The organism is Streptococcus dysgalactiae subsp. dysgalactiae, assembly GCF_900459225.1.
Lineage (GTDB): Bacteria > Bacillota > Bacilli > Lactobacillales > Streptococcaceae > Streptococcus > Streptococcus dysgalactiae.
The window spans coordinates 776,362-789,357 of sequence record NZ_UHFH01000003.1; the positions used below are offsets into that span (position 1 = coordinate 776,362).

13 protein-coding genes are annotated in these 12,996 nt (G+C 39.8%); all 13 read left to right on the forward strand.

The features are described from left to right. Positions 1-16: 16 nt before the first annotated feature. The 13 genes from glgB to DYD17_RS04315 all read left to right on the forward strand — a co-directional run bounded on the left by glgB (position 17) and on the right by DYD17_RS04315 (position 12,961). Positions 17-1,897 carry a 1,4-alpha-glucan branching protein GlgB gene (gene glgB, locus DYD17_RS04255; protein ID WP_115252769.1) on the forward strand — a complete coding sequence of 627 codons (1,881 nt, stop codon included), beginning with the start codon at positions 17-19 and terminating at the stop codon, positions 1,895-1,897. 126 nt (positions 1,898-2,023) lie between these two features. Continuing rightward, positions 2,024-3,163, forward strand: a complete 1,140-nt coding sequence (locus tag DYD17_RS04260) for a glucose-1-phosphate adenylyltransferase (RefSeq protein WP_115245755.1) — start codon at positions 2,024-2,026, stop codon at positions 3,161-3,163. Beyond that, positions 3,153-4,286, forward strand: a complete 1,134-nt coding sequence (gene glgD, locus DYD17_RS04265; RefSeq protein ID WP_115245756.1) for a glucose-1-phosphate adenylyltransferase subunit GlgD — start codon at positions 3,153-3,155, stop codon at positions 4,284-4,286. The genes DYD17_RS04260 and glgD overlap by 11 nt, the downstream gene beginning before the upstream one ends. Then, positions 4,283-5,722, forward strand: coding sequence for a glycogen synthase GlgA (gene glgA / locus DYD17_RS04270; RefSeq protein WP_115252770.1), 1,440 nt, complete (start codon positions 4,283-4,285; stop codon positions 5,720-5,722). The genes glgD and glgA overlap by 4 nt, the downstream gene beginning before the upstream one ends. 264 nt (positions 5,723-5,986) lie before the next feature. After that, the gene (locus DYD17_RS04275) at positions 5,987-6,184 is read left to right on the forward strand and encodes a F0F1 ATP synthase subunit C (RefSeq protein ID WP_002985249.1); all 198 of its coding nucleotides are present in this window, start codon (positions 5,987-5,989) and stop codon (positions 6,182-6,184) included. A 34-nt stretch (positions 6,185-6,218) separates the two neighbouring features. Then, complete coding sequence (gene atpB, locus DYD17_RS04280; protein WP_115252771.1) at positions 6,219-6,935, forward strand: F0F1 ATP synthase subunit A; 717 nt, start codon at positions 6,219-6,221, stop codon at positions 6,933-6,935. A 17-nt stretch (positions 6,936-6,952) separates the two neighbouring features. Further along, positions 6,953-7,447, forward strand: a complete 495-nt coding sequence (atpF, locus tag DYD17_RS04285; RefSeq protein ID WP_003050131.1) for a F0F1 ATP synthase subunit B — start codon at positions 6,953-6,955, stop codon at positions 7,445-7,447. Continuing rightward, positions 7,447-7,983: a F0F1 ATP synthase subunit delta gene (locus DYD17_RS04290; protein WP_003050132.1), complete on the forward strand. Its 537-nt coding sequence runs from the start codon at positions 7,447-7,449 to the stop codon at positions 7,981-7,983. The genes atpF and DYD17_RS04290 overlap by 1 nt, the downstream gene beginning before the upstream one ends. A 15-nt stretch (positions 7,984-7,998) precedes the next feature. Then, positions 7,999-9,504: a F0F1 ATP synthase subunit alpha gene (gene atpA / locus DYD17_RS04295; RefSeq protein ID WP_115252773.1), complete on the forward strand. Its 1,506-nt coding sequence runs from the start codon at positions 7,999-8,001 to the stop codon at positions 9,502-9,504. 18 nt (positions 9,505-9,522) lie between these two features. Continuing rightward, positions 9,523-10,398: a F0F1 ATP synthase subunit gamma gene (locus DYD17_RS04300; protein ID WP_003050136.1), complete on the forward strand. Its 876-nt coding sequence runs from the start codon at positions 9,523-9,525 to the stop codon at positions 10,396-10,398. 162 nt (positions 10,399-10,560) lie between these two features. Continuing rightward, entirely contained in the window at positions 10,561-11,967 is a 1,407-nt protein-coding gene (gene atpD / locus DYD17_RS04305) for a F0F1 ATP synthase subunit beta (RefSeq protein WP_003050137.1), read from the forward strand. Between the two features lie 12 nt (positions 11,968-11,979). Continuing rightward, positions 11,980-12,396 carry a F0F1 ATP synthase subunit epsilon gene (locus DYD17_RS04310; protein WP_003050138.1) on the forward strand — a complete coding sequence of 139 codons (417 nt, stop codon included), beginning with the start codon at positions 11,980-11,982 and terminating at the stop codon, positions 12,394-12,396. Positions 12,397-12,724: 328 nt separating this feature from the next. Then, the gene (locus DYD17_RS04315; protein WP_277997757.1) at positions 12,725-12,961 is read left to right on the forward strand and encodes a DUF1146 family protein; all 237 of its coding nucleotides are present in this window, start codon (positions 12,725-12,727) and stop codon (positions 12,959-12,961) included. The last annotated feature ends 35 nt before the right edge of the window (positions 12,962-12,996 follow it).

Below are 12,996 nucleotides of genomic sequence, written 5' to 3' on the forward strand. Positions count from 1 at the left end.
AAAAGAGGGTGATGAAATGGACAATGAGTTAGCGCTTTACACATTTGGCACCGGGGAGAATAACCAGTTGCAAGATTACTTGGGTGTTCACCGGGTTGACATAGATTATAAAACTGCTTACGTTTTTAGGGTGTGGGCTCCGAATGCAGAAGAAGTGAGTCTAATAGGCGATTTTACTGACTGGAAAGCTAACCCTTTAAGCATGTTTAGGCATGAGGCGGGTGTTTGGGAAGTGACCACACCATTAGCTAAAGAAGGGGATATTTACAAATATCTGGTTAAACGGCAAGGTGGTCATGTTGTCGAGAAAATTGATCCTCTTGCTGTCTTGTTTGAAGCTAGGCCAGGGACAGGAGCTGTTGTTAAAACATTACCAGATAAAAAATGGCGAGATAGTTTGTGGATGGGGCGAAGGAAACGCTTTGGGTTTAGAGAAAGACCTGTTAACATCTATGAGGTCCACGCTAATTCCTGGAAAAAGGATGAAACTGGAAAGCCATATGACATGTCTCGCTTGAAAGAAGAGCTGATTCCTTATCTCAAAAAGATGCATTATACTCATGTGGAATTTCTTCCCGTCATGACGCATCCTTTGGACATGAGCTGGGGATACCAACTGATGGGGTATTTTGCTTTTGATTCGACCTTTGGTAGCCCAGAGGATTTCCAGGACTTTGTCGAAGCTTGTCACCTTAATAATATTGGCGTTATTGTCGACTGGGTACCAGGACATTTTACACAAAATGATGATGCTTTAGCTTACTTTGATGGAACGCCAACCTTTGAGTATCAAGATCATCATCGAGCGCGGAATTATGGCTGGGGGGCTTTGAACTTTGATTTAGGTAAAAATCAGGTGCAGTCTTTCTTAATCTCCAGTGCCTTATTTTGGTTAGAAACTTATCATATTGATGGTATCCGAGTAGATGCGGTTAGCAACATGTTGTATTTAGATTATGATCAAGGGCCATGGACACCTAATATTCATGGTGGAAACCAAAATCTTGAAGGGGTTGCCTTTCTTCAAAAATTGAATCGGGTGATAAAAGAAAAACACCCAGATGTCATGATGATCGCAGAGGAATCCTCTTCAGCAACACCGATTACCAGTCCTATTGAAGAGGGTGGACTAGGGTTTGATTACAAATGGAACATGGGTTGGATGAATGATATTTTGAGGTTCTATGAAGAAGACCCTTATTACCGGCAATTTGATTTCAACCTCTTGACTTTTAGTTTTGTGTATTGTTTCAATGAACGCTATATTCTGCCATTTTCTCATGACGAAGTAGTGCATGGTAAGAAGAGTATGATGCATAAGATGTGGGGAAATCGCTATAATCAGTTTGCAGGTTTGCGAAATCTCTACACTTATCAAATGTGTCATCCAGGTAAAAAATTACTATTTATGGGCTCTGAATTTGGTCAATTTTTAGAGTGGAAGTACAATGATCAACTAGAATGGCATGGTTTGGAAGATCACTTTAATGCCAAACTACAACGGTTTACAGCTGAGTTAAATCAGTTTTATAAAGATCATAACATGCTTTGGCAAAATGATGAGACGTATGACGGTATTGATATCATTGATGCTGATAACAAACAAGAATCGGTTTTATCTTTCTGTCGCCTCAACAATAAAGGTGAACTGTTGTTGTGTGTCTTTAACATGACGCCTGTTGAACGACCAGGTTTTACTGTAGGTGTTCCAGTCGCAGGAATCTATGAAGAAGTTTTCAATACTGAAATGGAAGCGTATGGAGGTGTTTGGAAAGAACACAATCCTATTACTAAAACAGTACAAGCACAATGGAAAGAGTATCATCAAACCCTCTCTTTCACTTTACCAGCATTGGGAGCAAGTATCTGGAAGGTTAAGCGTCGTCAAAAAGACTAGGAAATGTCAGAATAACTCTCCTCTTTTTATCATTAATGTCGTATTAAGAGATGAAGGGAAGAAAGGAAGCTTATCCAAAAGTCTCTTTGACATGTTAGGTGATGTTAGTCATGAAAGGATATCTAAATGAAGAATGAAATGTTAGCTCTTATCTTGGCCGGTGGTCAAGGAACTCGTTTAGGAAAATTAACACAAAGTATTGCTAAACCAGCAGTGCAATTTGGGGGTCGCTATCGTATCATCGATTTTGCCTTGTCAAATTGTGCTAATTCAGGGATTCACCATGTTGGTGTCATTACCCAGTATCAACCGTTAGCTCTTAATAACCATATTGGGAATGGGTCATCTTGGGGCCTTGACGGCATTAATGCTGGTGCTACCATTTTACAACCTTACTCAGCAACAGAAGGTAATCGTTGGTTCCAAGGAACCAGTCATGCCATCTATCAAAACATTGATTACATCGATAGTATTGATCCTGACTATGTCCTTATCTTATCTGGAGATCATATTTATAAGATGGACTATGATGACATGCTTCAAAAACACAAAGACAACATGGCCAGCTTATCAGTCGCTGTCATTGATGTGCCTCTAAAAGAAGCCAGCCGCTTTGGTATTATGAACACGGATACCAGTGATCGTATTGTGGAATTTGAAGAGAAACCCGCTCACCCCAAATCAACCAAGGCCTCTATGGGGATTTACATTTTTAACTGGAAACGTCTAAGAACCATGTTGGTTGATGCTGAAAAAAATAATATTGACATGTCTGACTTCGGCCAAAATGTGATTCCCTCCTATCTAGAGACAGGTGAGAGGGTTTACAGTTATAACTTTAAAGGTTACTGGAAAGATGTAGGAACCATCGAATCCTTGTGGGAAGCCAATATGGAATATATCGGAGAAGAAAATGCTCTGGACAGTCGTGACCGCTCATGGAAGATTTACTCTAAGAACCATATTGCACCACCAAACTTTATCACTGAAGAAGCAGATGTTTCGAATTCGCTTGTGGTTGATGGTAGTTTTGTATCAGGAAAGGTTGAGCATTCTATTTTATCAACCAATGTTCAGGTGAAAAAAGGTGCTCAAGTCAAAGATTCCTTTATCATGAGTGACGTTATTATTGGAGAGGGTACCAAAATCACACGTGCTATTATTGGAGAAGGTGCCGTCATTGGTGACGGTGTTGTGATAGATGGGACTGAGGATGTGCAAGTTGTTGGTTACAATGAAGTAGTGGGGGTTTCAAATGAAGATTGACAAATACACAGCCATTTTGGGAAGTTCAATTGGCTTTGCCGAAATGAAGGGATTGACAGATTCAAGACCCTTGGCAAACTTACCGTTTGATGGGAAATACCGTCTCATCGATTTTCAGTTATCCAACCTTGCTAATGCAGGGGTGAGAAGTATTTATGGTATTTTTCGTGGGGAAAATATCCGTTCTGTCTTTGACCATATTAGGTCTGGTAGAGAATGGGGATTAAACTCTTTATTGAGCCACTATTTTTTAGGTTTTTATAACACTGCAGAAGATTCTCAAGAAGCAGATAAAGATTATTATGATAATATCTTAACCTACCTCAAACGTTCTGGATCAGACCAAACCATTTATATGAGTTGTGATATATTATGTAATATCGAACTAAATCAAGTTATTCATCTGCATGCAGTTAATCAACGACCTCTTACAGTGGTCTACAAAAAAATGCCAACTGATGCCATCTCAAAAGCCAACGATATTTTAGATATTGATGAGACAGACACCGTTATCAATAGGCGCCAGATTCCGAGCGATCAAGATATCGAAAAAATGTCAGCGGGTATTTACATTATTGATACCCCTTGGTTGATTGAACAGATGGAGAAAGAAGCTCAAAAAGAAAAACCTCAAAAGTTACGTTTTTTACTTCGTGAGTTAACCGTTTCAGAAGGAGCTTTGGGATTTGAATACACTGGCTACTTAGCCAATATTCACTCGGTCAAATCTTACTTCGATGCTAATATGGACATGCTTGACCCCCAAAAATTCTATTCGCTTCTTTATGCCAATCAAAAAGTCTACACTCGTGTGAAGAATGAGGAATCGACTTATTTTGATCAAACGTCAGAGGTGAAAAATTCACAGTTTGCATCAGGAAGCATTATTAAGGGATATGTGGAGCATTCTATTGTGTCGCGTAACTGCCACATCGAGGTTGGAGCGCGGGTTAAAAATAGTATTTTGTCACCTAAAGCCATTATCGGTGAAGGAGCCATTATTGAGAATGCTATTATTGACAAATTAGTGGAAGTGACACCTGGTGTTACCATTAAAGGAACACAAGAAGAACCAATGGTGGTCGCTAAAGGAACTAAGGTTATTGAGGATATGATAAGATGAAAATAATGTTTGTGGCGGCAGAGGGAGCTCCTTTTGCCAAAACGGGTGGTCTAGGTGATGTGATTGGTGCCTTGCCTAAATCCCTGGTCAAAAATGGTCATGAGGTCTCCGTTATTTTGCCTTACTATGATACCATTGACCAAAAATTTGGCGATCAAGTGGAAGACGTGTTGTATTTTTACACACAAGTAGGTTGGCGCCGTCAATACGTTGGTCTCAAGAAGATTATGAAAGACCAAGTGACCTTTTATTTTATAGATAACCAATATTATTTCTTTAGAGGAAAAGTTTATGGTGACTGGGACGATGGTGAACGATTTGCTTATTTTCAGCTAGCCGCAATTGAGGCGCTGGAGAGACTTGATGCAATTCCAGAAGTTTTGCATGTGCATGATTACCATACAGCAATGATTCCTTTCCTATTAAAAGAAAAATATCATTGGATCGAGGCTTATCGAAAGATTAAAACAGTTTTCACTATTCATAATATTGAATTTCAAGGTCAATTTGACCCAGGAATGTTAGGAGACCTATTTGGTGTTGGAGCAGAGCGATATGAGGATGGGACTCTGCGGTGGAACAATTGCCTCAATTGGATGAAAGCTGGGGTGTTATATGCAGATCGCGTAACGACTGTATCCCCATCTTATGCCGGTGAAATCCAAACTCCTGAGTTTGGAAAAGGTTTGGATCAGTTGATGCGGATGGAATCGGGGAAATTAATAGGAATTGTTAATGGCATTGACACAGAAGTGCTCAATCCTGAGACAGACCCCCACTTAGTCGCTCCCTTTTCAGTAGCCGATTTATCTGGAAAATCAGCCAATAAAAAGGCTTTACAAAAAAGATTGAATCTTCCTGTACGCGATGAGGTTCCACTCATTGGGATTGTCTCACGATTGACTGACCAAAAAGGCTTTGACTTGGTGGTGCAGGAGTTGGATAATCTACTTCATCAAGATGTTCAACTAGTTGTTCTTGGGACAGGTTATAAGGATTACGAGGACGCTTTCAGGTGGTTTGCACAGGTTTACCCAGAGAAGCTTTCAGCTAACATTACCTTTGATTTAGGATTAGCGCAACAGATTTATGCTGCCTGCGATCTTTTCTTAATGCCAAGTGCCTTTGAACCTTGTGGGTTGTCACAAATGATGGCTATGCGCTACGGGACGGTTCCAGTTGTCCATGAAATTGGAGGATTAAAGGATACGGTTATTCCTTACAATTCCTTTGATAAAACAGGAACTGGATTTGGTTTTAATCACTTTTCAGGTTTTTGGATGCTGAAGACCCTCTTGTTTGCTTTGGATGCTTATCGCCATCATCCAGAGGATTGGAAAATGCTACAACAAAATGCCATGACACATGATTTTTCGTGGGAGACAGCTAGCTTGGCTTACGTGGATTTGTATCACAGTTTGGGAACAGTTATTTAATTCGTTATCAAAAATATGATAAGACCAGAGAGACGGCGAAAGCCGTTTTTTTGCTGGTTGGGGGTTTTGGAATATCCCAACCTTTTTGTTATAATAGAAGTGTGTTTCTATTTTTTGAAAGAAAATCCCAACCTTTTTTTCTGTTTTTGTAAAAAGGTTAGTATTAGTCTAAGAAAGCGTACCCAGACTAAAGAAATCTGTTGACATTCTTAATTTTAAGGAATAGAATAGCAAAGTAAAAAAAATTTTAAGGAGTATTCTACTATGAATCCTATTTTCGCATTGGCTTTGGCCTGTTTTGGTGTTTCTCTTGCTGAAGGTTTCTTGATGGCAAATCTTTTCAAAGCAGCGTCTCGCCAACCAGAAATCATTGGTCAATTACGTTCGTTAATGATCTTAGGTGTTGCCTTTATCGAAGGTACTTTCTTCGTTACCCTTGTTATGGCCTTCATTCTTAAATAACAGCCTATTTTATAATAGAAAAGGAGGGTGTTAGATGGAAGAAGCTAAAATACCTATGCTAAAGCTTGGTCCAGTAACCTTTAATTTGACCCTACTTGCTGTTTGTATTGTCACAATTGCGATTGTCTTTGCCTTTGTTTTTTGGGCAAGTCGCCAAATGAAATTGAAACCAGAAGGGAAGCAAACTGCTTTAGAATATTTAATCAGTTTTGTGGATGGTATTGGAGAAGAGCACTTAGATCATAACCTACAAAAATCTTATTCACTCTTACTGTTCACCATTTTTCTCTTTGTGGCTGTCGCTAATAATTTAGGATTATTTACTAAACTAGAGACAGTTAATGGCTATAACCTATGGACCTCGCCAACAGCCAATCTGGCTTTTGACCTTGCTCTATCTCTTTTTATTACCTTAATGGTACATATTGAAGGGGTTAGACGTCGTGGCTTGGTTGCCCATTTGAAACGTTTGGCTACGCCGTGGCCAATGACTCCGATGAATTTATTAGAAGAGTTCACAAATTTCTTATCACTTGCCATTAGGTTATTCGGTAATATCTTTGCCGGGGAAGTTGTTACAGGTTTGATTGTTCAACTGGCAAATTATCGAGTTTATTGGTGGCCAATTGCTTTCCTAGTCAATATGGCGTGGACAGCCTTTTCAGTCTTTATTTCCTGCATACAGGCTTTCGTTTTCACAAAACTGACAGCGACCTATCTAGGAAAGAAAGTCAATGAATCAGAAGAATAAGGAAGGAGAACAAACGAATGTCAATCACATTTGGTGAACTCGTTGGGAATTTTATTCTAGTAACAGGTTCTGTAATCGTCTTGTTACTCTTGATCAAAAAATTCGCTTGGGGTGCAATTGAATCGATTTTACAGACACGCTCACAACAAATTTCTCGAGATATTGATCAGGCTGAGCAATCACGCTTAAGCGCTCAACAGTTAGAGGCAGAAAGTCAAGCTAACTTAGACGCTAGTCGTTCAGAAGCAAGTAAAATCATCAGTGATGCCAAAGAAATTGGTCAATTACAAGGTGATAAATTGGTAGCAGCAGCTACTGCTGAAACAAAACGCTTGAAAGAAAAAGCGTTGACAGATATTGAACAAAGCAAATCAGACGCTATCTCAGCAGTCAAAACAGAAATGTCTGATTTAACGGTTCTTTTAGCGGAAAAAATTATGGGAGCTAATCTTGATAAGGCGGCGCAAAGCCAGCTTATTGATAGTTATCTTGATGACTTAGGAGAAGCTTAATGACCAAAAAAGAACAGGCTCTTATTGAGCAATATGCAAAAAGTCTTGTCGAGGTAGCAAGTGAACATCATTCTCTTGATGCCTTAAAGGCTGATGTGCTTGCAATTTTAGAGACGTTTGAAGCAACGAATCTTGAACATAGTTTATCAAGCCTGGCTGTTCCACATGCTGAAAAAATGAAACTGGTAACCTTATTAAAGGGAAATAATTCTATTTACATGAATAATTTCTTAGACCTCATTTTACAAAATGAACGTGAGGCTTACTTGTATCCTATCCTTCAAGCAGTTTTGAAGGAGATGGCGGCCGTCTCAAATCAGTATGATGTGACCGTTACCTCATCAATACCTTTGACTGAGGAGCAAAAAAGCCGTGTTCGTGCAGTTGTAGCAAAGAAATTTGCTGTAACAGCAGGTCGTTTAATTGAAAAAGTGGATCCTTCGCTTATTGGAGGATTTATTATCAGCGTCAATAATAAAGTAATTGATACCAGTATTCGTCGTCAATTACAAGCATTTAAAATGAATTTAAAATAGAAAGTGGTGTGACTTTTGGCAATTAATGCACAAGAAATTAGCGCTTTAATTAAAAAGCAAATTGAGAACTTCCAGCCAAATTTCGATGTCACAGAAACTGGGATCGTTACCTATATTGGTGACGGTATTGCACGTGCCCGTGGATTAGATAATGCCATGAGTGGTGAACTTCTTGAATTTGAAAATGGTGCCTACGGGATGGCTCAAAACCTTGAGTCAAATGATGTGGGTATCATTATCCTTGGTGATTTTTCAACAATCCGTGAAGGAGATGTGGTTAAACGTACCGGTAAAATCATGGAAGTACCAGTTGGTGAAGCTCTCATTGGACGTGTGGTAAACCCACTTGGACAGCCAGTTGATGGCTTGGGAGATATTGAAACAACTGGCTTTAGACCAGTCGAGACGCCAGCTCCTGGTGTTATGCAGCGTAAATCCGTTTCGGAACCATTACAAACTGGATTAAAAGCAATTGATGCTTTGGTTCCAATTGGTCGTGGGCAACGTGAGTTGATTATCGGAGACCGTCAAACAGGAAAAACATCCGTAGCTATTGATGCGATTTTGAACCAAAAAGGTCAAGACATGATTTGTATCTATGTGGCTATTGGTCAAAAAGAATCAACCGTTCGTACACAAGTTGAAACCCTTCGCCGTTACGGTGCCTTGGATTATACTATTGTTGTGACAGCGTCAGCCTCACAACCATCACCATTGCTCTTTATCGCTCCTTATGCGGGTGTTGCCATGGCTGAAGAATTTATGTACCAAGGCAAGCATGTCTTGATTGTCTATGATGATTTATCAAAACAAGCGGTGGCTTATCGTGAATTGTCTCTCTTGCTTCGTCGTCCACCAGGTCGTGAAGCTTACCCAGGGGATGTTTTCTACTTGCATAGCCGTCTTTTGGAACGCTCTGCAAAAGTCTCTGATGATTTAGGTGGAGGTTCTATCACAGCTCTACCATTTATCGAAACACAGGCCGGAGATATCTCTGCATATATTGCGACTAACGTTATTTCGATTACAGACGGACAAATCTTCCTGCAAGAGAACCTCTTTAATTCAGGAATTCGTCCAGCGATTGATGCAGGATCATCTGTCTCACGTGTAGGTGGTTCAGCTCAAATTAAAGCGATGAAAAAGGTTGCTGGTACTCTTCGTTTGGATTTGGCTTCCTATCGTGAGCTAGAAGCCTTTACCCAATTTGGTTCGGACCTTGATGCTGCAACACAAGCAAAACTTAATCGTGGTCGCCGTACGGTTGAAATCTTGAAGCAACCATTGCATAAACCATTGCCTATTGAAAAGCAAGTCGTTATTCTTTATGCCCTTACCCATGGCTTCTTGGATGATGTTCCAGTAGATGATATTTTGGCCTTTGAAGAAGCTCTTTACGACTACTTCGATGTTCATTACAATAACTTATTTGAAACTATCCGTACCACAAAAGACCTTCCTGAAGAAGCTGACCTTGATGCGGCTATTAAAGCGTTTAAAGATCAATCAAAGTTTAAGTAATAGAGGGAGGATACTAGTATGGCAGGCTCTCTAAGTGAAATTAAAGCTAAAATTATTTCAACTGAGAAAACAAGTAAAATCACTAGTGCCATGCGTATGGTTTCTTCTGCAAAACTTGTTAAATCTGAGCAAGCAGCTCGTGATTTTCAAATTTATGCCTCAAAAATTCGCCAGATTACCACAGATTTATTGAAATCAGAATTAACCATAGGATCTGATAATCCGATGTTGGTGTCTCGTCCTGTCAAAAAAACAGGCTATATTGTCATCACGTCTGATAAAGGACTTGTTGGGGGTTACAATTCAAAAATCTTGAAATCTGTTATGGATATGATTACGGAGTACCACGCTGATGGTGACTATGAAATCATTTCTATTGGTAGTGTGGGTTCAGACTTCTTCAAAGCAAGAGGAATGAATATGGCTTTTGAACTTCGTGGACTTGCGGATCAACCAAGTTTTGAACAAGTGAGACAAATCATTTCACAATCCGTTGGCATGTTTGTCAATGAGATTTTTGATGAGTTATATGTCTGTTACAATCACCATGTGAATAGCTTAACTAGCCAAGTCCGTGTTCAACAGATGTTGCCAATTTCTGACTTGGTTGCTGATGAAGCAGCAGAAGAAGGTGTTACTGGGTTTGAATTGGAACCTAATCGTCATGATATTTTAGATCAATTATTACCTCAATTCACAGAAAGTTTAATTTATGGGGCTATTATTGATGCTAAAACGGCTGAACATGCAGCAGGTATGACTGCCATGCAGACAGCAACTGATAACGCTAAGAATGTCATTAACGATTTAACCATCCAATATAACCGAGCTCGTCAAGCAGCAATTACACAAGAAATCACTGAGATTGTTGCAGGAGCAAATGCACTAGAATAAAAAATGACGCTGACTAGCGATTAGGTTATTGTCAGCATTCAATTTTATCAATCGAGATAAAATTACTTATGGGATTCCTTTTTAAAATCACTTGCGGTTTTTAGAATGAGCTAGGTTAGTAAAACTAAGCAATCCCTTACTATCGAATATAAGGAGAAATGAATGAGCTCAGGCAAAATTGCTCAGGTTGTTGGTCCAGTAGTAGACGTTATGTTTGCTAGTGGGGACAAACTTCCAGAGATTAATAATGCATTGATTGTTTATAAAGATAGTGATAAAAAGCAAAAAATCGTCCTTGAAGTTGCTCTGGAACTTGGTGACGGTATGGTGCGAACAATCGCTATGGAATCAACTGATGGGCTTACACGTGGGTTAGAAGTTCTTGACACTGGTCGTGCGATTAGTGTACCAGTAGGTAAAGAAACTTTGGGACGCGTCTTTAATGTACTTGGAGAAACCATTGACTTGGAAGAACCATTTGCAGAAGACGTTGACCGTCAGCCAATCCATAAAAAAGCACCATCGTTTGATGAATTATCAACATCATCAGAAATTCTTGAAACTGGTATCAAGGTAATTGACCTTCTTGCCCCTTACCTTAAAGGTGGTAAAGTTGGACTTTTCGGGGGTGCCGGAGTTGGTAAGACTGTCCTTATCCAAGAATTAATCCACAATATCGCCCAAGAACACGGAGGTATTTCAGTATTTACCGGTGTTGGTGAGCGAACACGTGAAGGAAATGACCTTTACTGGGAAATGAAAGAATCAGGCGTTATTGAGAAAACTGCCATGGTTTTTGGTCAGATGAATGAGCCGCCTGGGGCACGTATGCGTGTAGCCCTTACTGGTTTAACCATTGCTGAGTATTTCCGTGATGTAGAAGGCCAAGATGTTTTGCTCTTTATTGATAATATCTTCCGTTTCACTCAGGCAGGTTCAGAAGTATCAGCCCTCTTAGGCCGTATGCCTTCTGCTGTTGGTTACCAACCGACCCTTGCTACTGAAATGGGACAATTGCAAGAACGTATTACGTCAACTCAAAAAGGATCTGTTACTTCTATCCAAGCGATTTATGTGCCAGCCGATGACTATACTGACCCAGCGCCAGCAACTGCATTTGCTCACTTGGATTCAACAACTAACCTTGAGCGTAAATTGACTCAAATGGGGATCTACCCTGCGGTTGACCCATTGGCTTCAAGTTCACGGGCCTTATCACCTGAAATTGTTGGCGAAGAGCACTATGCTGTGGCAACAGAAGTTCAACGTGTGCTTCAGCGCTACCGTGAATTACAAGACATCATCGCTATTTTGGGGATGGATGAATTATCAGATGAAGAAAAAACATTGGTTGGACGTGCGCGTCGTATCCAGTTCTTCTTATCACAAAACTTTAATGTTGCTGAACAATTTACAGGTCTTCCTGGTTCTTACGTGCCAGTTGCTGATACAGTTCGCGGCTTTAGAGAAATTCTTGAAGGAAAATACGATGATCTTCCAGAAGACGCCTTCCGTTCAGTTGGTCCAATCGAGGATGTGATTAAAAAAGCCGAAAAAATGGGCTTTTAATGAGGTGATGCCATGACACAAATGACTGTTCAAGTGGTAACGCCAGATGGAATCAAATATGATCACCATGCTAAATTTATTTCTGTAACAACACCAGATGGGGAGATGGGGATTTTACCTAATCACATCAATTTAATTGCACCTTTGCAAGTTCATGAAATGAAAATTCGCCGAGGTGGTGAAGATGAAAAAGTGGACTGGATTGCAATCAATGGTGGTATTATTGAAATCAAGGATAATGTGGTTACCATTGTCGCTGATTCTGCAGAACGTGACCGTGATATCGATGTCAGCCGAGCAGAGCGAGCAAAACTAAGAGCAGAACGTGAAATTGCACAGGCTGAAACAACCCATAATATTGATGAGGTTCGTCGTGCTAAGGTTGCCTTGCGCCGCGCTTTGAATCGTATCAACGTTAGTAAAAAATAAAAGCTGTTAATAAAGAGGGAAGGGATCCAAGCTATGGCTTATCCTTCCTCAATCTTTATGACATCCTTTTTCGAGAGTTTAACCTTATTCTTTTCTCGCGGCAAGTTATTATGGCCAAAGAAATGTGTAAGAGAACTCTTTTTTTATTGGGACTGTAAGGGATTAGAAACCATCTCTTTATAGAGGTACTGCTTATTAGACCACTGTTTAGAGGTGACATCCAGAAAAAGAGCCATAATTAACAAGAGACTCCATTATACTTTGAGCTTTTATGTATGGACGTTCTTGCTTAGTTGGACGGATCAAAATGGTATGTTATAATAGGTTTATGGAATCACTAATGAAAATTATTACCTTTTTATGCCATTTATTTTTTATTGGTCTCAGTTACCAACTACTGATTAGCGTGATTGACTGGACAAAGTTTAGTCATCACCACCCAGAAAATCTTGGCAAGCTGCGTCTTTTTGTATTTCTAGTGGCTATTGCCCTAGGGTATTTGGTGAGCCATTTTATGTTAGAATTAATTCAGATTAGCCAAACTCTCTTTTTTGAGTTCCGCTAGGATGTCAGCAAAAGATATATGGTATAATATGACAA

What these genes read in the sequence shown, in the direction of transcription:
- atpB (WP_115252771.1), top strand. Translation starts at nt 6,219, where the DNA reads ATGGAAGAAGCTAAAATACCTATGCTAAAGCTTGGTCCAGTAACCTTT.
- DYD17_RS04275 (WP_002985249.1), top strand. Translation starts at nt 5,987, where the DNA reads ATGAATCCTATTTTCGCATTGGCTTTGGCCTGTTTTGGTGTTTCTCTT.
- DYD17_RS04290 (WP_003050132.1), top strand. Translation starts at nt 7,447, where the DNA reads ATGACCAAAAAAGAACAGGCTCTTATTGAGCAATATGCAAAAAGTCTT.
- atpD (WP_003050137.1), top strand. Translation starts at nt 10,561, where the DNA reads ATGAGCTCAGGCAAAATTGCTCAGGTTGTTGGTCCAGTAGTAGACGTT.
- DYD17_RS04310 (WP_003050138.1), top strand. Translation starts at nt 11,980, where the DNA reads ATGACACAAATGACTGTTCAAGTGGTAACGCCAGATGGAATCAAATAT.
- glgB (WP_115252769.1), top strand. Translation starts at nt 17, where the DNA reads ATGGACAATGAGTTAGCGCTTTACACATTTGGCACCGGGGAGAATAAC.
- DYD17_RS04300 (WP_003050136.1), top strand. Translation starts at nt 9,523, where the DNA reads ATGGCAGGCTCTCTAAGTGAAATTAAAGCTAAAATTATTTCAACTGAG.
- glgD (WP_115245756.1), top strand. Translation starts at nt 3,153, where the DNA reads ATGAAGATTGACAAATACACAGCCATTTTGGGAAGTTCAATTGGCTTT.
- glgA (WP_115252770.1), top strand. Translation starts at nt 4,283, where the DNA reads ATGAAAATAATGTTTGTGGCGGCAGAGGGAGCTCCTTTTGCCAAAACG.
- DYD17_RS04260 (WP_115245755.1), top strand. Translation starts at nt 2,024, where the DNA reads ATGAAGAATGAAATGTTAGCTCTTATCTTGGCCGGTGGTCAAGGAACT.
- atpF (WP_003050131.1), top strand. Translation starts at nt 6,953, where the DNA reads ATGTCAATCACATTTGGTGAACTCGTTGGGAATTTTATTCTAGTAACA.
- DYD17_RS04315 (WP_277997757.1), top strand. Translation starts at nt 12,725, where the DNA reads ATGGAATCACTAATGAAAATTATTACCTTTTTATGCCATTTATTTTTT.